General features: G+C 63.9%; 26 protein-coding genes. 17 read left to right on the forward strand and 9 right to left on the reverse strand.

Going from position 1 to position 24,178, the window contains the following annotated elements:
- Positions 1-56: 56 nt before the first annotated feature.
- From SR858_RS04880 to motD, 6 genes are all read left to right on the forward strand, one after another.
- Entirely contained in the window at positions 57-1,049 is a 993-nt protein-coding gene (locus tag SR858_RS04880) for an RpnC/YadD family protein (RefSeq protein ID WP_019922857.1), read from the forward strand.
- 210 nt (positions 1,050-1,259) lie between these two features.
- Positions 1,260-2,792: a flagellar biosynthesis protein FlhF gene (gene flhF / locus SR858_RS04885; RefSeq protein ID WP_019922856.1), complete on the forward strand. Its 1,533-nt coding sequence runs from the start codon at positions 1,260-1,262 to the stop codon at positions 2,790-2,792.
- Entirely contained in the window at positions 2,785-3,609 is an 825-nt protein-coding gene (locus SR858_RS04890; protein ID WP_019922855.1) for a MinD/ParA family ATP-binding protein, read from the forward strand. The genes flhF and SR858_RS04890 overlap by 8 nt, the downstream gene beginning before the upstream one ends.
- 17 nt (positions 3,610-3,626) lie before the next feature.
- Complete coding sequence (locus SR858_RS04895) at positions 3,627-4,358, forward strand: RNA polymerase sigma factor FliA (protein WP_019922854.1); 732 nt, start codon at positions 3,627-3,629, stop codon at positions 4,356-4,358.
- Positions 4,340-5,086, forward strand: a complete 747-nt coding sequence (locus SR858_RS04900; RefSeq protein ID WP_019922853.1) for a flagellar motor protein — start codon at positions 4,340-4,342, stop codon at positions 5,084-5,086. Before SR858_RS04895 ends, SR858_RS04900 begins: the two co-directional genes overlap by 19 nt.
- Position 5,087: 1 nt before the next feature.
- On the forward strand, positions 5,088-5,903 hold the full coding sequence (motD, locus tag SR858_RS04905; protein ID WP_019922852.1) for a flagellar motor protein MotD: 816 nt from the start codon (positions 5,088-5,090) through the stop codon (positions 5,901-5,903).
- Between the two features lie 67 nt (positions 5,904-5,970).
- On the opposite strand, the gene SR858_RS04910 is transcribed toward motD, so the two are convergent.
- The 3 genes from SR858_RS04910 to flgA all read right to left on the reverse strand — a co-directional run bounded on the left by SR858_RS04910 (position 5,971) and on the right by flgA (position 7,575).
- Positions 5,971-6,435 (reverse strand): flagella synthesis protein FlgN, encoded by a 465-nt coding sequence (locus SR858_RS04910; RefSeq protein ID WP_019922851.1) that lies wholly within the window; start codon positions 6,433-6,435, stop codon positions 5,971-5,973.
- Between the two features lie 8 nt (positions 6,436-6,443).
- A complete protein-coding gene (gene flgM, locus SR858_RS04915; RefSeq protein ID WP_026637463.1) occupies positions 6,444-6,761 on the reverse strand; it encodes a flagellar biosynthesis anti-sigma factor FlgM in 318 nt (105 codons plus the stop codon).
- Positions 6,762-6,873: 112 nt separating this feature from the next.
- The gene (gene flgA, locus SR858_RS04920; RefSeq protein ID WP_019922849.1) at positions 6,874-7,575 is read right to left on the reverse strand and encodes a flagellar basal body P-ring formation chaperone FlgA; all 702 of its coding nucleotides are present in this window, start codon (positions 7,573-7,575) and stop codon (positions 6,874-6,876) included.
- A gap of 149 nt (positions 7,576-7,724) precedes the next feature.
- Between flgA and flgB the strand changes: the two genes are divergently transcribed.
- The 11 genes from flgB to flgL all read left to right on the forward strand — a co-directional run bounded on the left by flgB (position 7,725) and on the right by flgL (position 18,763).
- On the forward strand, positions 7,725-8,150 hold the full coding sequence (gene flgB, locus SR858_RS04925) for a flagellar basal body rod protein FlgB (RefSeq protein WP_019922848.1): 426 nt from the start codon (positions 7,725-7,727) through the stop codon (positions 8,148-8,150).
- A gap of 11 nt (positions 8,151-8,161) precedes the next feature.
- Positions 8,162-8,572: a flagellar basal body rod protein FlgC gene (gene flgC, locus SR858_RS04930; RefSeq protein WP_019922847.1), complete on the forward strand. Its 411-nt coding sequence runs from the start codon at positions 8,162-8,164 to the stop codon at positions 8,570-8,572.
- Positions 8,573-8,586: 14 nt separating this feature from the next.
- On the forward strand, positions 8,587-9,297 hold the full coding sequence (locus SR858_RS04935) for a flagellar hook assembly protein FlgD (protein WP_019922846.1): 711 nt from the start codon (positions 8,587-8,589) through the stop codon (positions 9,295-9,297).
- A gap of 13 nt (positions 9,298-9,310) precedes the next feature.
- Positions 9,311-10,867: a flagellar hook protein FlgE gene (locus SR858_RS04940; RefSeq protein WP_019922845.1), complete on the forward strand. Its 1,557-nt coding sequence runs from the start codon at positions 9,311-9,313 to the stop codon at positions 10,865-10,867.
- Positions 10,868-10,878: 11 nt separating this feature from the next.
- Entirely contained in the window at positions 10,879-11,619 is a 741-nt protein-coding gene (flgF, locus tag SR858_RS04945; protein ID WP_019922844.1) for a flagellar basal-body rod protein FlgF, read from the forward strand.
- A gap of 82 nt (positions 11,620-11,701) precedes the next feature.
- Positions 11,702-12,484 (forward strand): flagellar basal-body rod protein FlgG, encoded by a 783-nt coding sequence (gene flgG, locus SR858_RS04950; protein WP_019922843.1) that lies wholly within the window; start codon positions 11,702-11,704, stop codon positions 12,482-12,484.
- Between the two features lie 10 nt (positions 12,485-12,494).
- On the forward strand, positions 12,495-13,154 hold the full coding sequence (locus SR858_RS04955) for a flagellar basal body L-ring protein FlgH (RefSeq protein WP_026637462.1): 660 nt from the start codon (positions 12,495-12,497) through the stop codon (positions 13,152-13,154).
- 7 nt (positions 13,155-13,161) lie between these two features.
- Positions 13,162-14,349 (forward strand): flagellar basal body P-ring protein FlgI, encoded by a 1,188-nt coding sequence (locus SR858_RS04960; RefSeq protein WP_019922841.1) that lies wholly within the window; start codon positions 13,162-13,164, stop codon positions 14,347-14,349.
- A 21-nt stretch (positions 14,350-14,370) separates the two neighbouring features.
- Positions 14,371-15,345 (forward strand): flagellar assembly peptidoglycan hydrolase FlgJ, encoded by a 975-nt coding sequence (gene flgJ, locus SR858_RS04965; protein WP_019922840.1) that lies wholly within the window; start codon positions 14,371-14,373, stop codon positions 15,343-15,345.
- A 169-nt stretch (positions 15,346-15,514) separates the two neighbouring features.
- Positions 15,515-17,470: a flagellar hook-associated protein FlgK gene (gene flgK, locus SR858_RS04970; protein WP_040377922.1), complete on the forward strand. Its 1,956-nt coding sequence runs from the start codon at positions 15,515-15,517 to the stop codon at positions 17,468-17,470.
- 39 nt (positions 17,471-17,509) lie between these two features.
- Entirely contained in the window at positions 17,510-18,763 is a 1,254-nt protein-coding gene (gene flgL, locus SR858_RS04975; RefSeq protein ID WP_026637459.1) for a flagellar hook-associated protein FlgL, read from the forward strand.
- Here the strand turns inward: flgL and SR858_RS04980 are convergent.
- From SR858_RS04980 to fliN, 6 genes are all read right to left on the reverse strand, one after another.
- Entirely contained in the window at positions 18,760-20,916 is a 2,157-nt protein-coding gene (locus SR858_RS04980) for a C1 family peptidase (protein ID WP_019922837.1), read from the reverse strand. The genes flgL and SR858_RS04980 overlap by 4 nt on opposite strands.
- 68 nt (positions 20,917-20,984) lie before the next feature.
- Complete coding sequence (gene fliR, locus SR858_RS04985) at positions 20,985-21,878, reverse strand: flagellar biosynthetic protein FliR (protein WP_019922836.1); 894 nt, start codon at positions 21,876-21,878, stop codon at positions 20,985-20,987.
- A gap of 14 nt (positions 21,879-21,892) precedes the next feature.
- Positions 21,893-22,162, reverse strand: coding sequence for a flagellar biosynthesis protein FliQ (gene fliQ, locus SR858_RS04990; RefSeq protein ID WP_026637458.1), 270 nt, complete (start codon positions 22,160-22,162; stop codon positions 21,893-21,895).
- Between the two features lie 9 nt (positions 22,163-22,171).
- Complete coding sequence (gene fliP / locus SR858_RS04995) at positions 22,172-22,942, reverse strand: flagellar type III secretion system pore protein FliP (RefSeq protein WP_019922834.1); 771 nt, start codon at positions 22,940-22,942, stop codon at positions 22,172-22,174.
- On the reverse strand, positions 22,942-23,697 hold the full coding sequence (fliO, locus tag SR858_RS05000; protein WP_019922833.1) for a flagellar biosynthetic protein FliO: 756 nt from the start codon (positions 23,695-23,697) through the stop codon (positions 22,942-22,944). Before fliO ends, fliP begins: the two co-directional genes overlap by 1 nt.
- Positions 23,694-24,119: a flagellar motor switch protein FliN gene (gene fliN, locus SR858_RS05005; RefSeq protein WP_019922832.1), complete on the reverse strand. Its 426-nt coding sequence runs from the start codon at positions 24,117-24,119 to the stop codon at positions 23,694-23,696. Before fliN ends, fliO begins: the two co-directional genes overlap by 4 nt.
- Positions 24,120-24,178 lie beyond the last annotated feature (59 nt).

Below are 24,178 nucleotides of genomic sequence, written 5' to 3' on the forward strand. Positions count from 1 at the left end.
GGCGCGCGTTTGATCTGTATCAAACCGCGCCCTGTGCCAAGTCTAAAACTTGGCATATGAGCGACGACTATGATTCGCCATGGAAGGAAGTGGTCATGCACCACTTTCCGGAATTCATGGCTTTCTACTTTCCCCAGGCGCATGCGCAAATCGACTGGTCGCTGCCGCACGTATTTCTCGACCAGGAGCTGGCCGCATTGTCGGCTGATGCCGAGCTCGGCAAACGCTTGTTGGACAAGCTGGTCAGTGTGCGCAAGCTCGATGGCGACGAGCAGTGGGTACTGGTGCATCTGGAAGTGCAGGGTTGGCGCGATGCCGATTTTGCCGAGCGCATGTTCATTTATAACTACCGCGTGTATGACCGCTACCGCCGTCCGGTGGCCAGCATGGCGTTGCTGACCGACGAGAACCGCCACTGGCGTCCGACCGGCTTCGGCTGGCAGCAGCTTGGCTGCACGATGCAGCTTGATTTCCCGATCGCAAAAATGCAGGATTACGGATACGTGATCCCGGACCTGGCGAGCCAGGAAAACGCGTTCGCGCTGGTCAGCGCAGCGCATTTGCTGGCTCAGAGTACCCGTAACGATGCGCATCGACGCCGCATCGCAAAGTGGAAGCTCACCAAGATGTTGTATGAGCGTGACTGGGACCGGCAGCGTATCATCGATCTCTATCGGGTGATGGACTGGATCATGTACTTGCCGCCAGCGCTGGAGCAGCGCCTGCGATCAGGGATTGTTCAACTGGAAAGGAGGAGTGACATGACATACTTGTCTTCTATCGAACGTATAGGTATGGAAAACGGGATCAAGAAAGGCATGGAGCAAGGCCTGCAACAAGGTCTGGAACAAGGTCTGGAACAAGGTCTGGAGCAAGGGCAGCGGCGCGGTTCTGCTGACTTGCTGTCCCTGATGCTTAGAGCCCGGTTCGGCCCGTTAAGTTTGCCGGTGCAAATCATGCTGGAAGATGCACCTGCCGACCTGCTCAATCAGTGGGCAAAAAACTTTGTCCACGCCGATTCGCTCGACGCCGTTTTTCGTACCGAATGACCAAGCCTGACCACTCCACGCGGCCGCATTGAAATGCGGCCCATTTCCCCGCCTGTTCATCAGATCGTTTCCTGAGTGCATCGTCAATAATGGCACTGTCCGAGTGATAGAAGCGTCGCAGCCGCGCGATGCATCGCTCAAGCTACAGGAGTCATCGATGGCCTACATTACCTTGCAACCCCGCATCAGCCAGTTCCTGGGGAGCCGGCCATGAACGTGAAAAAATTCACCGCGCCCACGTCGCGCGAGGCATTGCGCAAGGTTCGCGAAGCGCTGGGGCCTGACGCCGTGATCCTGTCCAACCGCCAGGCAGACGGCATGGTGGAAATCCTGGCCCTGGCCAACGACGACGCCGCTTCGCTGGCGATGCCGGCGCCGCACTCGCCGATGGCCGAGCCGGCCCCGTCGCTCGACTTCGACGCCGCCATCGCGCAACGTAGCCAGCGCCTCGATGCGCGCCTCGAGCCCCATTTCGACGAAGCGCCTTACATGCCACCACGCCAGTCGCAGCCGCCTCAGCAGACCATGCAGCCGACGGCACGCCAGGCGCAGCCGCCTCAGCAGGCCATGCAACCGCTGCACCACCACGCCGCCCAACAGGCACAACAGGCCCAGCAACCGCCACGCCGCGTGGTCGCCTCGCCATCGTCGTACGCCACCAAGACCGCTGCTGCAGCAGCGCCGGCCAGCATGCCAGCCCAGCCGCGCGCACCGCAACTCGATGCCGACCAGGTCAGCGCCATGGTCGCCTCGGCCGTCGCCAGCGCCAAGCAGAGCGCCGCCGCTGAAATGCAAGACATGATGAGCGAAATCCGCGCCATGCGCGGCATGATGCAAACCCAGCTGGCGGAAATCGCCTGGGGCAGCACCCAGGCCCGCGAGCCGCAAAAAGCCGCCGTGCTGCGCGAGATGCTGGCCGCCGGTTTTTCGGCCAGCCTGGCGCGCTACCTGATCGACAAGCTGCCAGCCAACCGCGATGTCGCCGACAGCATGCGCTGGATTAAGACCGTGTTGACACGCAACCTGTCGGCCATGGCCAACGAAGATGCGCTGATCGACCAGGGTGGCGTGTTCGCACTGGTGGGGCCAACCGGTGTTGGCAAAACCACCAGCACCGCCAAGCTGGCCGCGCGCTGCGTGATGCGCCACGGCCCGGACAAGCTGGCCCTCATCACCACCGACGCCTACCGCATCGGCGCCCACGAGCAACTGCGTATCTACGGCAAGATCCTCGGCGTGATGGTGCACTCGGTCAAGGACGAAGCGGACCTGCGCATCGCCCTCAAGGAATTGCGCAACAAGCACACGGTGCTGATCGATACCGTGGGCGTGAGCCAGCGCGACCAGATGGTCACCGAGCAGGTCTCGATGCTGCAAGGCGCCGGCTCCGACGTCAAGCGCCTGTTGTGCCTGAATGCCACGGCTACCCAGGAAACCCTGTCGGAAGTGGTGCGCGCCTACCAGGGCAGCGGCCTGGCCGGCTGCATCATGACCAAGCTCGACGAAGCGGCAGCGATCGGCAACGTGCTCGACGTGGTGATCCGCCAAAAGCTCAACCTGTTCTACGTCTCGAACGGCCAGCGGGTGCCGGAAGACCTGCACCTGGCCGATCCGGCCTACCTGATCGATCGCGCGTTCAAATTGAAACGCGACGTCGTCAATACCCAATACCTGGACAATGAACTGCCGCTGTTGATGTCGGGCAGCCAGCACAACGCGCAGCGCGAGGTACACCTTGGCTAATTTCGATTTCGACCAGGCCGAAGGCCTGCGCCGCATGCTGGCGGGCCCCAAGCCCCGCATCGTCACCTTTTTGTCCGCCACCGCGCAGGACGACAAGGGCGCCATGCTGGTCAACCTGGGCGCTTCGCTGGCCCGGGCCGGCAACGACGTGCTGTTGATGGACGCGTGCGCCAGCGCCCGCGGCGTGGCCAGCCGGCTCGGCCTCGACGGCGGCGCCAGCCTGCTCAACGTGGCGCGCCAGGAATGCGCATTGAACCAGGTGCTGCACCAGGCGCCGCAGGGCTTTGCCGTGGCGTCGATGACGCGCGGCATGCCGCGCAGCGGCCCCGACGAAACCCGCCGCCTGGCCAAGGCTTTCGACGTGCTGGTCAAGCAGACCGGCATGGTAATTGTCGATGGCGAGTTCGACGGCGAGTCGTTCCCGGTGCCGGTCATGGCCAGTTCCGAGATCGTGGTGCAAGTGTCGGCCAGCGCTGCTTCGATCAAGGCTGCCTACAGTTTAATCAAGCAATTGAACCAGGAATTGGGCCGCCGGCCGTTCGGAATTCTTGTCACCGGTGCATCGGAAGCCGAAGCTAAGTTGGTTTACGATAATATGGCACAAGCTGCCAGCCGCTACCTGGCCGTCAACCTGGTCTCGATGGGCTCGGTGCCGGCCGATGAATACCTGCAGCGCGCCGCGCGTTTGGGTCGCGCGGTGGTGGATGCGTTTCCGCTGGCCGGTGCATCGGTGGCGTTTCGTCAACTGGCGGGGCGCTTTGCGCTGGCTGGCTCGCCTTCTTTCCAGATGGGGAGCGGCAATCATTTTAGCGCTTGAAAGTAAAACAATAGGCTATGTACACGGTCAAAGGGAAAGCGGACAAGAACACCTTGCTGACGGAGCACATGCCGTTGGTCAAGCGTCTTGCCCATCACATGAAGGCAAAGTTGCCGCCCAGCGTAGAGGTCGATGATCTGGTGCAAGCCGGCATGATCGGGCTGCTCGACGCCATCAACCGTTACGAAGAAACCCATGGTGCGCAGTTCGAAACCTATGCCGTGCTGCGTATCCGTGGCGCCATGCTCGACGAGCTGCGCACCAGCGACTGGCTGCCGCGCTCGATGCGCCAGAACATGCGCAAGATCGAAGCGGCCATGAGCACGCTGCAACAAAAGCTAGGCCATCCACCGACCGAGTCGGAGGTGGCCAAGTCGCTCAAGCTGTCGTTGTCCGATTACCAGGACATGCTGTCCGACGGCGGCGGCCACCAGCTGGTGTACTACGAGGACTTCCATGACGACGACGGCAACGACAGTTTCCTCGACCGTTACTGTTCCGATGAAGAGTCCGATCCGCTGCGCGCATTGCTCGACACCGACTTCCGCCAGGCCGTGATCAACGCCATCGATGCCTTGCCCGAGCGCGAGAAGATCCTGATGGGGCTGTACTACGAAGAGGAGCTCAACTTGAAGGAAATCGGCGCCGTGATGGGTGTGTCGGAATCGCGCGTATCGCAGCTGCATACGCAAGCCGTGGCGCGCCTGCGGGCCAATCTCAGGGAGAAGGCATGGACTGGGCCAGCATAGCCGGTGTCGTCATTGCGCTGATCGGCATCGCCATCGGCCAGACCATGGAGGGCGGCAAGCTGTCCTCGCTGGTGCAGCCGGCCGCGTTTGCCATCGTGGTGATCGGTACCTTCGGCGCCGTGCTGCTGCAATCGAAGCTGCGCACCTTCGTGCGCGGCATGAAGATGTTGCGCATGGTGTTCGCGCCGCCGCCGGACACGCGGGCCGCACTGGCGCGCGACATCAGCGCCTGGAACCTGGCCGCGCGCCGCGACGGCCTGCTGTCGCTCGAGCGCCACATGCTGGCCTCCAAGGATAAATTCAATACCAAGGGCCTGCGCCTGATTGTCGATGGCATCAACCCCGACAAGCTGCGCCAGTTGCTCGACACCGAAATCACCGCGTACGAGACCGAGGAACGGCTGGCCGTGCGGGTATGGGAATCGGCCGCCGGCTACGCGCCCACCATCGGCATCCTCGGCGCCGTGCTGGGCCTGATCCACGTGATGGAAAACCTCACCGACCCCACCAAGCTGGGCGCCGGCATCGCGGTGGCGTTCGTCTCCACGATTTATGGCGTGGGCCTGGCCAACCTGTTCTTCTATCCGATTGCCAACAAGCTCAAGGCCATCGTCAACCAGCATGTGCACCAGCAGGAAATCGCCGCCGCCGTGTTTTACGATATTGCCACCGGCGACCACTCGCGCGTGATCGAAGAGCGCATCGCCACCTTGATGCGCGAGCACTGAGATGTACCATCGGCGCGCCCGCAAAAAGTTCGACGACGAGGTGGAAAACCACGAGCGCTGGCTGATCTCGTACGCCGATTTCATTACCCTGCTGTTCGCGTTCTTCGTCGTGATGTACGCGATCTCGTCGGTCAATATCGGCAAGTACAAGGTGTTTTCCGATGCCCTGGGTGACGCCTTTGGCGGCGCCGGATCGTCGCCGCCGGTCAACACGCAAGTGCCCAACCTGCCGATCCCCAATCCCGCCCTGAAACGCCGCGCCGAAATGCTGAAACAGGAGCGCCAGGAAATGACCCGGCTGGCGCAGGACTTGCTGTCCACGCTGGCGCCGCTGGTCAAGGAGGGGAAAGTACGCGTGACGCAGAACAGCCGGGGCGTGAGCGTGGAAATCAATGCCAGCGTGTTGTTCGACCCGGCCGATGCGCGCCTGACGCCGGAATCGGTGGAAGCGTTGAGCGCGGTAGGCGTGCTGCTCAAGAACGATACCCATAACGTGCAGGTCGAGGGTCACACCGACGATCTGCCGATCAGTAATGCGCAATTCCCGTCGAACTGGGAACTGTCGTCGGTGCGCGCCAGCAGCGTGGTGCGTTTATTCGTGGAAAATGGCGTGGCGCCCACGCGGTTGACGGCAGTGGGCTTCGGCTCGAACGTGCCGGTCGCCTCGAACGACGACCCCATCGGCCGCGCCCGCAACCGCCGGGTGGCGGTAACGATTCTATCGGGCTTGCCTGATCCGGTGACGGAGTTGCCGACCAATGTCGCACCGGCGGCTGCGCCGACTGTAACCCCAGCCGCGACGCCAACTCCGCAATAAGCAAACACAAACGTCACCGAGAGATGGCCTGAACCGCCCGGAGTCCTGGGCGGCTTCAGGCCATCATTCAGCCTGCTAAAAAGCCTCTGCTGCGTGGTATTGGATTCGACATGCCGGTTGCGCTATACGTCTGGCCACCGGTCGAAGGCCGCAGGGCCGCCAGTGCGCCCTGGGTATTATTGATTTGCTTGTTGATCAGCATGCCGTTAACGCGATTGCATTCCTTGGCTTCGCGCGTGGTGTCGAGCAGCGCAGTCCAGGCTTGGGCAATGTCGCCGTTGCCGCTGGCGGCGATCCAGGCTTCCATGCCAGCCTCTTCGGCCGGGAAGCCGGCCTTGCCCAGGGCGCGGTGGCGTTGGGCCGACAGCAGGGTCATCTGCGCGATCAGCACGGTTTTCTTGTTGGTGACCACATCCAGGCCTTCGATCTCCGCCGAGACCAGCATCTGCTGTTCTTGCTTGAGCAAGTCCAGCAAGGTGGTCATGATGTGCGCTTCTTCGCGCAGATTGTCGAGCGGGGTGACCGTGGTCATGATCTATCCTAACGTTGTCTTGAGTGCAGCAGATCCTTGACCGTATCGAGCAAGCCATCCGCCACTTTTTCCGAGTTGACCTGGAACTGCCCATCGGCAATTGCCAGCTTGATGCGTTCGACTTTTTTGCTGTCGAACACGGCGCCGGCGCCATTGGTGGCGCTCGCTGCCATGGCCTGGCCCTGCGGCGACAACCGTACGCTGTCGGTCGCAGCCGGGGTGGACGACTGCACCGCCGTCTCTGCGCTGCGGGTGGTCGTGGCGGGCGGGCTGTTCGTTGCAGGCAAGCCTGGCGTGTTCTTTAATGTTGTATCGTTGATTTTCACAGCACTTCCTTCACTGGGTGGAGTGTGATACTCCGGGATCTGAGTCTATAACGGCGCGCGTTTGAGAAACTTTAGCGCCGTCGTGACCAAGACCCCCAGCTTTTGCCATCCTTTAAAACGCCACCTCCACCAGTCCGCCGGTTTTGGCGATACCGCTGATCTGTTGTCCCGAGGCGGTTTTGACCCGCACCACCTGGCCATCGGTCGCCGTGCTCATTGCGCGGGCTTCGGCCGACACGCTGAAACCGCTGCCGGAGGACACCAGCCGCACCAGCTGGCCCGGCTGCACCACCGGCTTGCTGCGCAAGGTATCAAGACGCAAGGGAGTGCCTGGCGGCAATGATGCATTGGTGCTGCGGCCGATCACCTGGCTGACATCGGTGGCCACGCCCGCCGGCAGGCTGGTCAGGTCGCCCTGCAGCACGACCAACTGGCGTTCCTCGATCTCCTGGCCCTGCACCAAGGGCGCGGCGCTGGCGACATAGTCGCCCATCACGGTCACGCTCGCTTGCACATACAGGGTCCAGGCGGCCGGCGCCGTGCAGCGCACGCCCACGGTGGTCTTGCCCCAGGCGCGTGCGCCCGGCGAGAAGAATGCCTGCGGGGCCGGGCAGGCGGCCAGGTTCAGGCGCGGGTCGATGGCGCCCACGGCCACCGTGACCTGGCCCGGCAGGCCGCCGCTTTGTATCTTGAGAAACTCTTCAACGGTGCGCTTGGTGCCGGCCGCATCTTGCCGGCCCTGGGCGTGGGCCTGGGGCAGCACCGGCAGCAGCAGCGCGGCGGAAATTAACAGTGTAACGAGACGTGGGGTCATGGCGCAGGCCTTCCATTCAATGCTGCCATGATAGAGAACCGCACCGTGCTTGAAGCGTGGAATAAGGTGGAAAAGCCGCTGCTGCTCGGTTGATGGTTCGCGGAAGCAACTCCGTATCATCGATCCTGTTAATACACCCGGAGGCCACCATGCTTTCCAAGCTCGACGACTACATGCGCTTTAACGAATCGGCCCTGAACTTGCGCGAAAAGCGCCAGACCGTGCTCGCTTCGAATATTGCCAATGCCGACACGCCCAATTACAAGGCGCGTGACATCGATTTTTCCAGCGCCATGAAGGCAGCCGTGGAAAAGGCCAGCCCGACCGCCGCCGCCAGCATGAAGACGACCGCCGCGCGCCACTTCCCGAACCCGCCGTCCGATGGCGGCCTGCTGGCCGACGGCACGCCGCTGCTGTACCGGGGCGTGGTCCAGGGCGCGGTCGATGGCAACACGGTCGACATGGACGTCGAGCGCAACCAGTTTGCCGACAACGCGGTGCGCTACGAGGCCAGCCTGACCATGATCAACGCGCAGATCAAGGGCATGATGAACGCCCTGCAGTCCGGTAACTGAGGAGCCTGATCATGTCCCTCTTCAGCATCTTTAATGTTTCCGGTTCGGCCATGAGCGCGCAAGCCCAGCGCCTCAACGTCACCGCATCCAACCTGGCCAATGCCGACAGCGGCACCAGTTCCACGGGCGAAGCCTACCGTGCGCGCCAGGTCGTGTTCGAAGCGACGCCGCCCACCAATGGCGGCGCCTCGACCGGCGTGCGCGTCAAGCAGGTGGTGGAAGACCAGTCGCCGATGAAAATGAAATACGACCCGCAAAATCCGCTGGCCGACGACAAGGGCTACGTCACCATGCCCAACGTCAATCCGGTTGACGAGATGGTCAACATGCTGTCGGCGTCGCGTTCCTACCAGAACAACGTGGAAGTGATGAACGCCGCCAAGTCGATGTTGAACAAAACCCTGACCATCGGTCAGAACTGATAGAAAGAATCATCATGGCAGTCAGCGGCATTATCGATACCCCCAAGACCGTGACCACCAACTCGGTGGCCACCAGCTCGAGCACCAGTACCACCTCCACCGACAGCGTGCAGGCCGACCAGGACAAGTTCATGCTGCTGCTGGTGACCCAGCTGAAGAACCAGGACCCGCTCAACCCGATGGACAACGCCGCCATGACCAGCCAGCTGGCGCAGCTGTCCACCGTCACCGGCATCAACAAGGTCAACGCCACGCTGGAGTCCTTGCGGGCCGACCAGGCCAGCGCCCAGTCGATGACAGCGACCAACCTGATCGGCAAAGGCGTGCTGGTGGCAGGCAAGGGCATCGAACTGAGCACCGCCACCGCCGCCGACGGCACCAAGTCCAGCAGCAGCGTGTTCGGCGTGGAGCTGGGCACGGCGGCCGACGTGGTCGATATCAACATCGTCGACAAGACCGGCAAGACGGTGCGCACGATGAGCATGAAAAGCGCGGATGCCGGCACCTATCCGATCACCTGGGACGGCACCAAGGACGACAAGACGGTGGCTGAAGCGGGCAGCTACACGTTCACGGTCAAGGCCACCACCGGCGGCAAGGCGCTCGACAACGCGACTCCGCTGCAACTGGCGGCCGTGGCCAGCGTGTCCACCGGCAGCGCCGGCGTCAAACTCAATACATCGCTCGGCCACTTCACCTTGGCTGAAATTAAAGAAGTACTTTAACTAGGGGAATACCATGTTCCAACAAGGACTGAGCGGCCTGAACGCTGCATCGAAATCGCTGTCGGTGATCGGTAACAACATCGCCAATGCCAGCACCGTCGGCTTCAAGAGTTCGGAAGCGCAGTTTGCCGACCTGTATGCCAATTCGCTCAACGGCGTGGCCGGTCAAAATCCGGGCATCGGCGTGATGACCTCCAAGATCGCCCAGCAGTTCACGCAGGGTAATATCGAAACCACCAACAACCCGCTCGATGTCTCGATCAACGGCGGTGGCTTCTTCCGCATGACCGTCAACGGCGCGGTGCAGTATTCGCGCAATGGCCAGTTCCACGAAGATAACCAGCACACGCTGGTCAACGCGCAGGGCGCGGTGCTGACCGGCTACCTGGCCAACACCGCCGGCGTGATCCAGCTCGGTGCGCCGGTGCCGCTGGTGCTCGATAAATCCGACCTGAAACCGGTGCAAACCACCGAGGCCAACTATCACCTGAACCTGAGCTCGGCCGAGAAAGTGCCTGCCAAGAACCCGTTCAATGCCAACGACCCGGAAACCTATAACAAGCAGACCGTGCTCGACGTGTACGACAGCCTCGGTACCCAGCACATCATGACCACGTACTACGTCAAGACCGATGCCAATGTCTGGGACGTGTACGCCGCTGCCGACAACAAGGAAGTCATTTCCGCCGGCGTGGCCGCCGCCATCAATTCCGATGCCGGCGTGGCTACCGCGCGCACCGCCTACAACGACGCCATCCGCGCCACGCCGCCCGATGCCGACACCATTGCTCAGGCCGCTGCCGCGTACGCCACCGTCGCTTATAACGTGATGCGCACCGCCGCTTCCACCGCACCGGCCCAGGCCAGTGCCGCACAACTGGCCGCGCTCGATACCGCCTATACCGCGCTCGATCCGACCTCGTCGGGCCGCATCACCGACCTGTCGCCGGACGAAATCAGCGCCAAGCTGGCCGACGCCATCACGGTGCCGGCAATCAAGGTCGGCACCTTGCAATTCGACCGCAGCGGCAACCTCGACCCGGGCGCCATGGCGCTGCGCACGCCGCCGCAAACGCTGCCGTTCCAGATCCAGTTGCCGATCTTCCCGGACACCGGTTCGCTGCAGCCGCTGACGGTCGCCACCACGTTCGAGAACACCACGCAGTACGGCAGCGCCACCAACGACCTGGGTTCGGTCCAGAACGGCTACTCGGCCGGCTCGTGGCAGCGTTTGTCGATCGACGAGAACGGCATCATCCTGGGCCAGTACAGCAACGGCAAGTCGCGCGCCATGGGCCAGATCGCCATGGCCAACTTCGCCAGCGTCGATGGCCTGACTCCGCTCGGTAACAATGCGTGGTCCGAAAGCGCCGCGTCCGGCCAGCCGATGATCGGCGTGCCAAATGCCGGTTCGATGGGGCAATTGCGTTCGAGTTCGGTGGAAACCTCGAACGTCGATCTGACCGAGGAGCTGGTCAACATGATCACCGCGCAGCGCGTCTATCAGGCCAATGCGCAGACCATCAAGACCGAAGACTCGCTGCTGCAAACGCTGGTCAACCTGCGTTGATGAGGTAAACCATGGACCGTCTGATCTATACCGCGATGACCGGTGCGCGGCACGTGATGGAGCAGCAAGCCACCGTGTCGAACAACCTGGCCAACGCCACCACCAACGGTTTTCGCGCCCAGCTCGATTCCTTCCGGGCGGTGCCGGTCATGTCGGACGGTCTGCCCACGCGCGCCTTCGTGGTCGATTCCACGGTGGGCTCCAACTTCACGGCCGGGCCGATGCAAACCACCGGCCGCGCGCTCGATATCGCCATCCGCGAGCAGGGCTGGCTGGCGGTGCAGTCGGCCGACGGTTCGGAAGCATACACCCGCAACGGCAGCCTGCGCGTGAACGAAAACGGCTTGCTGCAAACCACCAGCGGCCAGACCCTGATCGGCGACGGCGGCCCCATCGCGGTGCCGCCCGACACCACCATCACGATCGCCAGCGACGGCACGGTGAGCACGGTGTCCAACGAGTTCCAGCCGGGCCCGTCGAACGTGCTGGGCCGTTTAAAGCTGGTCAATCCACCGACCGCCGGCCTGCTGCGTGGCGACGACGGCCTGTTCCGCCAGGCCGACGGCACGCCCGCGCAGAACGACCCGGCTGTGCGCATTGTCGATGGCGTCATCGAGGGCAGCAACGTCAACCCGGTCGATTCCATGGTCAACATGATCAGCCTGGCAAGGCAGTTCGACATGCAAATGAGCTTGTTGAAGAACGCCGAGAATAACGCCGCAAAAGCCACCCAGATCCTCGCTTTGGGTTGACCCCGGCTCCCGCATAATGCTGTTGTGGGATGAGCGTTTGCCGCCGTGGCAAAGCGCCCATCCAAGCTACGGGAGAAGGATCATGATACGTTCACTTTGGATCGCCAAGACCGGCATGGAGGCGCAGCAGACGCAGCTCGACGTCACCTCGCACAATCTGGCCAACGTCAGCACCACCGGCTTCAAGAAATCGCGTGCGGTCTTCGAGGACCTGCTGTACCAGAACATCCGCCAGCCCGGCGGCCAGTCCTCGCAACAGACCAACCTGCCATCGGGCATGCAGCAAGGTACCGGTGTACGTCCCGTCGCGATCGAACGCATCCATACCCAGGGCAATCCGCAGGCGACCGGCAACGACAAGGACATCATGGTCAACGGCGCCGGCTTCTTCAACGTGCTGCTGCCAGACGGTACAACCGCCTACACCCGCGACGGCTCGTTCCAGCGCGACAACAACGGCCAGATGGTCACCTCCAGCGGCTTCGTGCTGCAACCGCCGATCACCATCCCGATCGAAGCACAAAACATCACCGTCGGCCGCGACGGCACGGTCTCGGCCCTGGTACCGGGCACGGTGGCGCCGCAGCAGCTGGGCGCGCTGCAACTGTCCACCTTCATCAACCCGACCGGGCTCGAATCGAAGGGGGAAAACCTGTACGTGGAAACCGGCGCCTCGGGCGCACCGCAAACCAATACGCCCGGCACCAACGGCCTCGGCGCCATCCTGCAAGGCTACGTGGAATCGTCGAACGTCAACGTGGTCGAGGAAATGGTCAACATGATCCAGAGCCAGCGCGCCTACGAGATCAATTCCAAGGCCATCACCACGTCGGACCAGATGCTGGCCCGCCTGTCGCAGCTGTAAGGAACATGCCATGAAACTCGCCTCCCTCGTCCTTGCTGTCGCCGCCATGTCGGTCGGCTGCGCCAACGTCACGCCCACGTCGATCGTCGATTCGCCACGCACCGCGCGCCCGCTGACGACCGAGCAAATGCAGGTCAAGCCGACCAGCGGCGCCATCTACCAGGGCGGCAATTTCCGGCCGATCTTCGAGGACCGCCGTGCGCGCCAGGTGGGCGACGTGCTGACCCTGGTCATCACCGAACGCACCACCGCCAACAAGGCCGGTACCAATTCCGCCAACAAGACCAGCGCGGTCAGCATCGGCTTGCCCAAGCCCCTGCAAGGCACGTTCGGCAACCCGCTGGCGATCAACAACGAAAACAGCTTTTCCGGCGCCGACAACCAGACCGCCAGCAACGCCTTCACCGGCACCATGGGCATCACCGTGGTGGAAGTTCTGCCGAATGGCAACCTGATCGTGGCCGGCGAAAAGCAGGTGGCGATGAACAAGGGCGTGGAATTCATCCGCTTCTCCGGCATGGTCAATCCCGACAATATTGTCACCGGCAATACCGTGTCGTCCACCGCCGTGGCCGATGCCCGCGTCGAGTACCGCACCAGCAGCCAGGTGGACAAGGCGGAAGTGGCATCGATGGTGTCGCGCTTCTTCCAGAGCATCTTGCCGTTCTGAGGCCGATATGAAACACACTCCAGCCTTTTCCAAAGCCTACAGCGCCGAGCGCGCTGTCGCCGCCTGCAAGCGCGCAGCGGTGGTGGTGGGCATCATCGCCGGCACCGTGGTGCTGTCGCTGCTGATGGCGCCACCGGCCCAGGCCGAGCGCCTGCGCGACCTGGCCAGCATCGCTGGCGTGCGCCACAACCAGCTGATCGGTTACGGCATCGTGGTGGGGCTCGACGGCAGCGGCGACCAGACCACGCAAACCCCGTTTACCGTGCAAAGCGTGGTGTCGATGCTGCAGCAACTGGGCGTGAACCTGCCGCAGGGCACCCAGCTGCAACTGAAAAACGTCGCTGCCGTGATGGTGACGTCGTCGCTGCCGCCGTTCTCGCAGCCGGGCCAGACGCTCGACATCACCGTCTCGTCGATGGGTAACGCCAAGAGCTTGCGCGGTGGCACCTTGTTGATGACGCCGTTGAAGGGCGCCGATGGCCAGGTCTATGCCATGGCGCAAGGCAACGTGCTGGTCGGCGGGGTCGGGGTGCAGGCCGGTGGTGGCGGTGGCGGCAATTCGCTGGTCATCAATCACCTGAGCGTGGGCAAGATTTCCGCCGGCGCCACGGTGGAACGCGCCGTCGCTTCGAGCCTGGGCGAAGGCAATATGATCCGCCTGGAATTGAACACCGCCGACTTCGCGACTGCAAGCCGCGTGGTCGATGCCATCAACGACAAATACGGCGCCGGCATAGCTTACGCGCTCGACGGCCGCGTGATTCGCGTGCAGGCGCCCAGCAGCAGCGACCAGCGCGTGACCTTCATCGGCACCTTGCAGGACATGAATGTCAATCCGGCCGAACAGCCGGCCAAGGTGATCATGAATGCGCGTACCGGCTCGGTGGTGATGAACCGCGCGGTGACCTTGGAGACGTGCGCCATTTCGCACGGCAATATGTCAGTATCGGTCTCGTCCGACCCGCAGGTAAGCCAGCCCAATCCGCTCTCGGGCGGCTCCACCGTGGTCACCCAGAATCAAAACGTGGCCATCAAAAAAGACGGTGGCAAGGTCATGATGGTCAAGGGCGGCGCTTCGCTGGCCGAGGTCGTCAAGGCCCTCAACGCCATCGGCGCCACACCGCAGGATTTGCTGTCGATCCTGCAAGCCATGAAGGCCGCAGGTTCGCTGCGCGCCGAACTGGAAATCATTTAAGCAGATTGCGGGACTATCGCCATGGCCAGCCAAAACACCTCCAACGTCGGCAACGACCTCTCCCGAAAATTCGCGCTCGATGTCAAGGACATGGGCAGCTTGCGCCAGGGTGCGCGGGCTGGCACGCCCGAAGCGCTCAAGGGCGCCGCCACCCAATTCGAAGCGATGTTCGTCAACATGATGTTGAAGACCATGCGCGAAGCGTCGCCGCAGGACAGTCTCACCAATAGCGACCAGACCAAGATGTTTACCGGCATGCAGGACCAGCAAACCGCCCAGAGCATCGCCAAGAAGGGCATCGGCCTGGCCGACATGTTGGTGCGCCAGCTGGGCCAGAACGACAAGCAGGCGCTGGCCGTGGGTGGCGCCGGCGACCCCACCGACGGCGCCAATGCCGGCAGCTTTGCCGGCATGGCCAGCCTGATGGACGCCAAGCTGCAAAAAGCCATCGCCGCTGCCGGTGGCAATGCCGCCGCCAAGGCCGAGGCCACTGCCGAGGCCAAGACTGCCGCCCCGGCGCGGCGCGGCTCGCAGGCGCCGCACGTGGTGAGCTTCCAGGAAAAACTGTCGTCGCACGCGGACGAGGCCAGCGCCGCCACCGGCATCCCGGCCAAGTTCATGCTGGGCCAGGCTGCGCTCGAGAGCGGCTGGGGCAAACGCGAAATCAAGGGCCGCGATGGCACCAACAGCAACAACCTGTTCGGCATCAAGGCCACGGCTGACTGGAAAGGCAAGGTGGTCGAAGCGACCACGACCGAATACGTCAACGGCAAGGCCCAGACCAAGGTCGAACGCTTCCGCGCCTACGACAGCTACGCGGACAGCTTCAAGGATTATGCGCGCCTGATCACCAGCAACCCGCGCTACGAAAAAGTACTGGCCAGCGCCGGCGACGCCAGCGCGTTTGCCCAGGGGCTGCAGAAGGCCGGTTACGCCACCGACCCCCAATATGCCAACAAACTCACTAGCATCATTAAACGCTCGCTGGCCGGTTAAATCGACCCATGGCGTCGTTGCAGCGCCTAGCCGTGCTTTACGCACTGTCTTCGGCGCTGCGCCTAGCCCTGGGCCGATTTAAGCCGGCCAGCTTGAGGCTGTCAAATCCGGGTCATTCAAGTTTTGGGCTGGGCTGCCGTAAACATTAGCAATATAAAGTGAAACCATCATGAGTCTACTGAGCATCGGCAGAAGTGGTTTGTTGGCGGCCCAGGTCGGATTGTCCACGACCGGCAACAACATTACCAACGCGAACGTTCCTGGCTATACGCGCCAGGGCGTGGTGCAGACCGACACGCCGTCGCAAAACACTGGCGCCGGCTTTGTCGGTACCGGCACCGAAGTGTCGACCGTGCGCCGTTACTACGACAATTTCCTGGCCAACCAGTTGCGCGGCGCCGAAACCAACCAGGCCTCGCTGGAAGGCTTTTACAAGCAGATTTCGCAGATCGACAACCTGTTGGCCGACCCTACCGCCGGCCTGTCGCCGGTGATGCAGGATTTCTTCAATGGCGTGCAGAACGCTACCGCCAGCCCGGCCTCGGCAGCGGCGCGGCAGTCGATGCTGTCGACGTCCGAGTCGCTGGCCGCCCGCTTCCAGGGCATGAGCGCGCGCCTCAACGAAATTTCCGAAGGCGTCAACAGCCAGATCGTCTCCAGCGTGGGCGAGATCAACTCGTTCGCGCGCCAGATTGCCGAACTCAACAACACCATCGCCGGGCTCAGTTCGGGCGGCGACCTGCCCAACGACCTGCTCGACCACCGCGACCAGCTGATCACCGATTTAAACAAGCTGGTCAAGACCAATGTGGTGCAGGGCGACAACAATATGCTGACGGTGCAAATGGGCACCGGCCAGCCGCTGGTGGTCGGCAATACCGCGTTCACCCTGGGCACAGCGCAGGCCGCCAACGATCCGTCCAAGATGTCGGTCGGCTACGTGGCCCCCAACGGCAAGTTCACGCCGCTGCCCGACAAGGTGGTCACCGGTGGCCAGCTGGGCGGCCTGATCGAGTTTCGCAATACTGCGCTTGACGGCGCCCAGAACCAGCTGGGCCAGGTGGCGGCGTCGCTGGCCACCAGTTTCAACGCCCAGCACCAGCTGGGGCAGGACCAGAACGGCGCCCTGGGCGGCACCTTTTTCAATCCGATCCAGGCTTACGTCAACCCCAACACCAACAACGCGCCGCAAAGCACGGCCGAAGTCAAGGGCACGGTGGTCGATGCCGGCAAGCTCACGGCCAGCGATTACAGCGTCGATTTCGACGGCACCAATTTCAACGTCAAGCGCCTGAGCGATGGCCAGGTCACGCAAATTAACCCGTTCCCGCAGACCGAACCGCAGGTGATCGACGGCGTGGCTTACAGCATCACCGGTTCGCCCGCGCAAAACGACAACTTCCTGGTGCGCCCGACCTACGCCGCCGCCAAGGACTTGACGGTGGCGGTCAACGATCCGACCAAGATCGCGCTGGCCGCGCCGGTCACCACCGGCGCGCCGATTGCCAACACCGGCACCGCCAAGATTTCGGCCGGCACCGTGGACCAGAATTACTTGGCGCCGGGCAATGCCCTGGCGGCGCCGGTCACGCTGACCTTCGACAAGACGGCCGGCACCCTGACCGGCTTCCCGGCCGGCCAGGATGTGACAGTCACCGCCAACGGCAACACCACCACGTATCCGGCCGGCACCGCGGTGCCGTTTACCGATGGTGCGGCCATCGGTTTCGGCGGCGTCAGCTTCAACATTACGGGCGCGCCGGGCAATGGCGACACCTTTACCGTCGGCCCCAATACCAGCGGCGTGGGCGACAGTCGCAACGGCGCCTTGCTGGCCGGCCTGCAATCGAAGAACGTGATGAACAACGGCACCGCCACGTTCCAGGGCGCGTACGCCCAGGTGGTCAACGTGGTGGGCAACAAGGCGCGCGAAGCGCAGATCGGCATGAACGCGGCCGACGCCGCCGTGGTGCAGGCGACCAAGGCGCACCAGAGCGTGTCGGGTGTAAACCTCGACGAAGAGGCGGCCAACCTGCTGCGTTACCAGCAGGCCTACCAGGCGGCAGGCAAGGTCATGCAGATCGCCAGCACCTTGTTCGATACCTTGCTCAGCCTCGGCCGATGAGTAACCACAGCAGATTTTTGACGAGGTAGTCCCATGGTCATGCGCATCAGTACCAAAACCATTTACGACGTCGGCGTCAACCAGATCGGCACGCTGCAGTCGTCGCTAGCCCGTACCCAGCAACAGCTCTCCACCGGCCGCAAGAACCTCACCGCTGCCGACGATCCGATCGCCAGCGCCCGCGCGCTCGAGGTCACGCAGTCGGCCGGCATCAACGAGCAGATGGTGACCAACCGCAGTAACGCCAAGGGCTTGCTGTCGCTGGAAACCGTGGCCCTGCAAAGCTCCACCAACCTGATGACGGAAATTAAAACGCTGGCAGTAAAAGCCGGCGCCGGCAGCCTGTCGCAAGCCGACCGCGAATCGATCGCGGTGGAACTGGAAGGCCGCCTGGCCGACCTGCTGGGCCAGGCCAACACGTCCGACGGTGTAGGCGGCTACGTGTTTTCCGGCTATAAATCGACAACACAACCGTTCACGCCCACCGCCAACGGCGTGGTCTACAACGGCGACCAGGGCCAGCGCGAGTTGCAGGTGGCATCCACCCGCAAGGTGGCGATCAGCGATTCCGGTTCCTCGGTGTTTGAGAACAATATGACCGGCAACGGCCGTTTCGCCACCGGCGCGTCGGCGGACAATTACGGTCGCGGCGGCACCGGCATCATCGGCCCCGGTTCGGTGGCCGATGCCACCAAGCTCACCGGCAACAAGTACCAGATCGATTTCCAGGTCACGCCTGCCGTGCCCGGTACGCCGGCGTCCACCACCTATACCATCACCGACCTGACCCTGAACCAGCCGGTGCCAGCAACGCCGGTGCCGGCGGTGCCGGTGCCGTACGTGAGCGGCCAGGCGATTGCGTTCGACGGCATGACCTTCGACATCAAGGGCGCACCGGCCGACGGCGACCAGTTCTCGGTGGAGCCTTCGACCAAGAAATCGGTGTTCAGCGCCATCGACGACATGATCAAGGCCTTGCGCGCGCCCGGTTCGGGCGCTGCCGGCCAGGCTAGCCTCAGCAATGCGCTGAACCAGGCGCAGAACAGCATCGACAACACTGCCGACAACATCCTGTCGGTGCAGGCGGCGGTCGGCTCGCGGTTGAAAGAGCTCGATTCGCTCGATAGCGCCGGCGACGACCTCAAGCTGCAATACGCGACCGTGCTATCGGAGTTGCAGGATGTCGATTACGTGGCGGCGATCTCGATGTTCACCCAGCAATCGACCAATCTCGACGCGGCGCAGAAATCGTTCAAATCCTTGTCGGGATTGTCGCTGTTCAATTACATCTAATAATCCAGATCGGTTACGGGCGCATCAAGTGCTGCGCCCGGCGAACGTCCCAGCACACGGTTGATGGTGCGGGTCAGGATCACGATATCGTTATCGAAAGCGTTGTGGCTCGGTTTGACCGCGCGCTGCAACGATACCGGCATGCGCATGCCGGTGACCTCGCAGGCCGGCACGCCATCGGCTTGCGCTGGCAGCGCTGCCACCCAGGCACGCCAGGCACGCACTTGCGGCCAGTCGGCGGCGCGCCACAGGTCGTCGTCCGGTTGCAGCGCGGCCGCATCGACCGTCCGTTGCAAGCCCGCCAGCGGCGTCTTGCGCACCTCTTCGAAACCACGCGCCACCAGGTATAACAAGGACTTGCCGTAAGGTCCCACGGTATCGTCGCGCTCGGCCGCATCGGACAGCAGGTGCAGCCAGAAGCGGTCGCGGGGCACCACGCCGGCCGTCACCGCCGCCACAAAACAGCGCCGGGCGAACGCCAGCGAACAGGCCGGCGCGTACAGCGTAACCGACGCCACCGGCAGCCTGGCCCGCCGGCACAGTTCGAGCAGGTGGCCATGCACGAAGGCGCCTGCAGAATGACCGGCCAGGTGGATTTCCAGTGCCGGGTGCTCTTGCCGCAACCGCACCAGTGCAGCAGCGAGCAAGGCCAGCGCGCCGCCGTCCTGCGCGGCCAGCGCGGCGTTGTCCTGCATTTCACGCCACGCCCACCGGACCTGGTGGGCCACGGTTTCCAGCAGGCCATCCTTGGCATCGCTGAAGGTGCGGCCGGCCTGGGCTGGCGCCGCCACGTCGCCGACGGCGTCGTACAGCAGGCCGCCCAGGGTTTCCAGCACGCCCGTGCGCCAGGTGTAAAACAGCGGGTAAATGCCGTTGGCGGCAAAGTACGGTCCCATGACACGGATGCGGCGCAGCGAAGCCGACTCCGGGTTGAGGCCGCCATGGGCGTAGATCACCACCTTCTTGCTGCTGCCACTGCCGTTGGCTCCGTTGCCACTGCGCAGCCAGGCCCCCAGGCGCTCGCCAACCGCCACCGCCACCAGGTCGGCCGCGCGGCCGATGTCGGGCCGGCTGCTGCGCAGCACGCCGTTATTGCCGCTCACCAGCGTGTGGGCATAGGCGGTATCGGTGGACCACGGCAGTGCGCCAGCGAGCGCCGGATTGGCCAGCACCGGCGGATCGGCAGCAGCGAGCGACACGCCGATCCGGCGCGACTTGGCGGCGGCCGTGGCGACGTTAGCGAGCGCCGCGCCGGGCAGGGCGCCGGGAGCGGAGACGGCCCGGGTAACGGATGAGGCCGCTACCTGCGGCACCCCCAGCGCCGCCACCCAGCAGTCGAGGCCGTTGTTGCGCCAGTCGTCGTAGGGCAATATTGCAAAGCCGCACGCGCCCCAGTCCTGGCCCCAGGAATTTTGCACCACGAAGCCGTGCTCGTTGTAGCCGACAATCGCGAACGCGTGGATGCCGGTGTCGGCCGCCATGCCGTCATAGCCGATCACCGGCAGATCCTCGTGGCCTTGCGCCAGCCCGCTGCCGGCCGCAACCGCGAGCCATCCCGCGTGCACGCTGGCCGACGCGTACAGCGCGCCGATCGCGTGCAAGGCGGCCTGCATGTCGGTGATGGCGTCGCGGTCCACCCGGTAGTACACACCGAGCGGGCGGGTGGCGGCGTCGGTGGCCCAGCGCGGGTCGGGGCGGTAGCCGACAGCGGCGCGCGGATCGGCGTGGACGCTGGCTTGCCACAGCGGCGCCAGGCAGCTGCCATGCTTGCTCCAGCCCTTGATGGCGCCCCGGCAGCTTGATCCCTCGTATTGCTCGCCCGGCCATTCGTCGTAGAAGCGCGCCAGGTCGTACAGCATGTGCGGGCTGACCGGGGCAGGGGGCGCACCGTCGCGCTGCCACAGCAGGAAGTTGACCACGGCGGCCAGGCCGTAGCCGGTACATGCGCCATGTTCTCCGTGCGCGCTTTGATCGAGCACCAGCCCCTGCCTGGCGTAGGCGGGCAGCAGGCGGCGCAGGCGCGCGTCTTCGGGCCAGCGCGGTGGTAGCGCGGCCAGCGGCGGCGCATAGGGGCGGTCGCGCGGGTCGAGGCGGTCGGCGCGGGCGTCGAGGCGCACGGTCTGGCCGTCGAACTGGAGATGGCGGGTGGGCATGCTCGTGGCTGCTAGTGGACGTGCAGCCAGTCTACGAAAGAAGCGGGCCCGGGACAACCGGGCTAGGCCTATCGAAGCGCAGGTGCGGGCGCGGTGGGCGGCGCCGGGTTGGCGGGGGCCGGTATTTGCGGCCCTGGCAGTACCGGCGCAGGCGGCACCGGCACCACCGGCGGCACCCGTTCGTGCCAGGTGCGCGGCATCAGGCGGGCATGTTCGATGCCGTTCAAGAACAAGTTTTGCATCGGCATCACCAGGTAGGGCAGGGTCATCGCCACCACCAGCAGGCCGACACCGAGCGTGATCGGGAAGCCGATGCCGAACAGGTTCAGGGCGGGCGCGGCGCGCGTCAGGATGCCCAGCGCAACGTTGGTGAGCAGCAGCGCCGTCACGATCGGCATCGACAATTGCACGCCGGTACTGAACACGGTGCCGCCCCAGTCGGCCATCTGTTTAAAACCGCCGCTATAGATCGGCGTGGCCGAGATCGGCAAGCTGGAAAAACTTTCCACCAGCACCGACAACAGCACCAGGTGGGCGTTCACCGACAGGAAGGCCAGGGTGGCCACCAGCGACAGGAACTGGCTGATCGCCGACGAGCGCCCGCGCGTGTTGGGATCGAAAAACGTGGCAAAGCCCAGGCCCATGGTCAGGCTGGAAATCTCGCCGGCCATCTCCACCGCCGCGAAGATCACGCGGATGGTAAAACCGATCGCCACGCCCACCAGCATTTCCTGCACCAGGATCAACAGGCCGGCCCACGACAGCGGTTCCACGGCCGGGGCAGCTGGCACGGTGGGAGCGATGATCATCGCCAGCAGCACGCCCAGCATGACCTTGACGCGTGCCGGTACTGCGCTATTGCCGAAGATGGGGGCGGCCGCGATCATGCCGAGGATGCGCGTGAGCGGCCACAGCAGCCCGGCGATCCACATATTGAGGTCGGTGCTGGAGAGGGTGATCATCGGTACTGCGCGAACTAGCCAACCAGGTTGGGAATGCCGCCGAACACTTCGCGCATGTAGTCGAGCATGATCGACAACATCCACGGCCCGGCCACCACCAGCGCCACGAACACGCCGACCAGCTTCGGAATGAAGGAGAGGGTCGATTCATTGATCTGGGTGGCGGCCTGAAAAATACTGACGATCAGGCCGATCACCAGCGCGACCAGCAGCATCGGCGCGGCAATCATCAGGGTCACTTCCATCGCATGGCGGCCCAGGGTCATCACGCTTTCCGGTGTCATCGCGTTCCCCTAGTAAAAGCTCTGGGCCAGCGAGCCGAGCAGCAGTTGCCAGCCATCGACCAGCACGAACAGCATCAGCTTGAACGGCAGCGAAATCACGGCCGGCGACATCATCATCATCCCCATCGCCATCAGCACCGACGCCACCACCATGTCGATGATCAGGAACGGGATGAAGATGGCAAAGCCGATCTGGAACGCGGTCTTCAGTTCGCTGGTCACAAACGCCGGCACCAGGATGCGCAGCGGCACGTCTTCCGGTCCCTGCATGGCCGGCGTGCGCGACAGCTTGGCGAACAGCGCCAGGTCGGCCTGACGGGTCTGCTTGAGCATGAAGGCTTTCAAGGGCGCGGCGCCCTTGTCGAGCGCCTCGCTCATGTTGATCTTGCTTTCCTGCAGCGGCAGGTAGGCTTCGTTGTAGATCTTGTCGAACGTCGGCCCCATGACGAACAGGGTCAGGAACAGCGCCAGCCCCACCATTACCTGGTTCGGCGGCGCCGATTGCGTGCCCAGTGCCTGGCGCAGCAGCGACAGCACGATGATGATGCGGGTAAAGCAGGTCATGAGCAGCAGCGCGGCCGGGATGAAGCTCAGCGCCGTCATCAACAGCATGGTCTGCAGCGGCAGCGTGTAGTTGGTGCCGCCGCCCGGCGCCGGGGTGGCGTTCAGGGCGGGAATGCCCACGCTCGATTGCGCGGCGGCCAGCAGCGGCAGCGCCAGCGCGCCGCCCACGAGCAGCCCGGTGATGATGTTGCGATTACGGCTGTGCTTTGAATACATCATTGCTTGCTGTTGTTGCGTTTATCGATGGTGTGCTTGATCCAGTCAGCGAAATTGGCTGGCGCCGCCATCGGCTGGCTGCCGGGGACGACTTCCGGCGCTTCCTGGCGCGCCATCGTGGCCAGCGCGTTCATGCGGCCGGGCGAGGCGCCCACCACGATCCATTGTTCACCCACTTCCACCACGATGATGCGTTCGCGCGCGCCCACGCTGAGCGCGCCCACCAGCTTGACCGTGTTGTTGCCGCCGCCAAAGCTGCGCGGACCGAAGCGCTTGAGCACCCAGGCGCCGCCCAGCAGCAGGGCGATGACAAAGGCCAGTGCAAAGGTGGTCTGCATCAGGCCGCCGCCGGTAGCGGCGTTGGAGTACGGCGCGGCTGGCACGCCCAGCGGCGCGCGGGCCGGATTGGGGGCGGTGGTGGTGTCGTTGGCGGTGGCTGTAGTGGCGGGCACGGTCGCCGCATCGGCAGCGGGATCGTTGCCCGGGGAGGTAGCAGTTGAGCTGGCCGGTGCTGCCGGGATAGCGGCTGGGGCCGTTGCGGGTGCATAGTCCGGCGCTGCTGTTGTAGCGGCCGGAGCCGCTGCTGGTGCAATGGCCGGTGCGGCGGATGCCGCCGCCGGTGCCGGTTTGGCCGCGGCGGGCGCCGCTTGCTGGGCCAGCGCCGGTGCGCCGGCCAGGGTGGCCATGGCGGCCAGTGCCGCCAGCGCGGCTGTCGAGATGAGGGATGCCAGTGGCGAGACGGAGGTCTGCTTCATTTATTGAGTTTTCGGATACGTTCGGAAGGCGTGATGATGTCGGTCAGGCGGATACCGAACTTGTCGTTCACCACCACCACCTCGCCCTGGGCGATCAGGCAGCCGTTGACCAGCACGTCCATCGGCTCACCGGCCATGCCGTCGAGTTCCACCACCGAACCCTGCGCCAGTTGCAGCAGGTTCTTGATGGCGATCTTGGTGCGGCCCAGTTCGACCGTCAGCTGGACCGGGATGTCGAGGATGAAGTCGATATCGTTATGGGTTTCGGTCTTGCTGGGCGTGCCAGAAAAATCCTTGAAGACGGCCGCGCTGGCTGCCTGTTGCGCCTGCTGTGCCGCCAGTGCCGCGGCTTCCGCCTCGGCCTGCTCGGCGATGGCCGCGCCCCATGGGTCATCCATTTGGTCGTCTTGATTGTCCGACATGTTGCTCTCCTGTGTAGCGGTTACCGGCGCGGCCAGGGGCCAGGGCGCCGGCATGGTGT

Origin of the sequence: Duganella zoogloeoides, from assembly GCF_034479515.1 — a bacterium.
In the GTDB taxonomy this organism is placed as follows: domain Bacteria; phylum Pseudomonadota; class Gammaproteobacteria; order Burkholderiales; family Burkholderiaceae_D; genus Rugamonas; species Rugamonas zoogloeoides.

Excerpts from the sequence above, each read along its gene's own strand:
- SR858_RS04895 (WP_019922854.1), top strand. The coding sequence starts at position 3,627 with ATGTACACGGTCAAAGGGAAAGCGGACAAGAACACCTTGCTGACGGAG.
- fliR (WP_019922836.1), bottom strand. The coding sequence starts at position 21,878 with ATGATCACCCTCTCCAGCACCGACCTCAATATGTGGATCGCCGGGCTG.
- flgG (WP_019922843.1), top strand. The coding sequence starts at position 11,702 with ATGATACGTTCACTTTGGATCGCCAAGACCGGCATGGAGGCGCAGCAG.
- SR858_RS04940 (WP_019922845.1), top strand. The coding sequence starts at position 9,311 with ATGTTCCAACAAGGACTGAGCGGCCTGAACGCTGCATCGAAATCGCTG.
- SR858_RS04880 (WP_019922857.1), top strand. The coding sequence starts at position 57 with ATGAGCGACGACTATGATTCGCCATGGAAGGAAGTGGTCATGCACCAC.
- flgK (WP_040377922.1), top strand. The coding sequence starts at position 15,515 with ATGAGTCTACTGAGCATCGGCAGAAGTGGTTTGTTGGCGGCCCAGGTC.
- SR858_RS04910 (WP_019922851.1), bottom strand. The coding sequence starts at position 6,435 with ATGACCACGGTCACCCCGCTCGACAATCTGCGCGAAGAAGCGCACATC.
- flgJ (WP_019922840.1), top strand. The coding sequence starts at position 14,371 with ATGGCCAGCCAAAACACCTCCAACGTCGGCAACGACCTCTCCCGAAAA.
- fliQ (WP_026637458.1), bottom strand. The coding sequence starts at position 22,162 with ATGACACCGGAAAGCGTGATGACCCTGGGCCGCCATGCGATGGAAGTG.
- SR858_RS04955 (WP_026637462.1), top strand. The coding sequence starts at position 12,495 with ATGAAACTCGCCTCCCTCGTCCTTGCTGTCGCCGCCATGTCGGTCGGC.
- fliP (WP_019922834.1), bottom strand. The coding sequence starts at position 22,942 with ATGTATTCAAAGCACAGCCGTAATCGCAACATCATCACCGGGCTGCTC.
- flhF (WP_019922856.1), top strand. The coding sequence starts at position 1,260 with ATGAACGTGAAAAAATTCACCGCGCCCACGTCGCGCGAGGCATTGCGC.
- flgA (WP_019922849.1), bottom strand. The coding sequence starts at position 7,575 with ATGACCCCACGTCTCGTTACACTGTTAATTTCCGCCGCGCTGCTGCTG.
- SR858_RS04900 (WP_019922853.1), top strand. The coding sequence starts at position 4,340 with ATGGACTGGGCCAGCATAGCCGGTGTCGTCATTGCGCTGATCGGCATC.
- SR858_RS04960 (WP_019922841.1), top strand. The coding sequence starts at position 13,162 with ATGAAACACACTCCAGCCTTTTCCAAAGCCTACAGCGCCGAGCGCGCT.
- fliN (WP_019922832.1), bottom strand. The coding sequence starts at position 24,119 with ATGTCGGACAATCAAGACGACCAAATGGATGACCCATGGGGCGCGGCC.
- flgF (WP_019922844.1), top strand. The coding sequence starts at position 10,879 with ATGGACCGTCTGATCTATACCGCGATGACCGGTGCGCGGCACGTGATG.
- fliO (WP_019922833.1), bottom strand. The coding sequence starts at position 23,697 with ATGAAGCAGACCTCCGTCTCGCCACTGGCATCCCTCATCTCGACAGCC.
- flgB (WP_019922848.1), top strand. The coding sequence starts at position 7,725 with ATGCTTTCCAAGCTCGACGACTACATGCGCTTTAACGAATCGGCCCTG.
- flgC (WP_019922847.1), top strand. The coding sequence starts at position 8,162 with ATGTCCCTCTTCAGCATCTTTAATGTTTCCGGTTCGGCCATGAGCGCG.
- flgL (WP_026637459.1), top strand. The coding sequence starts at position 17,510 with ATGCGCATCAGTACCAAAACCATTTACGACGTCGGCGTCAACCAGATC.
- motD (WP_019922852.1), top strand. The coding sequence starts at position 5,088 with ATGTACCATCGGCGCGCCCGCAAAAAGTTCGACGACGAGGTGGAAAAC.
- SR858_RS04980 (WP_019922837.1), bottom strand. The coding sequence starts at position 20,916 with ATGCCCACCCGCCATCTCCAGTTCGACGGCCAGACCGTGCGCCTCGAC.
- SR858_RS04935 (WP_019922846.1), top strand. The coding sequence starts at position 8,587 with ATGGCAGTCAGCGGCATTATCGATACCCCCAAGACCGTGACCACCAAC.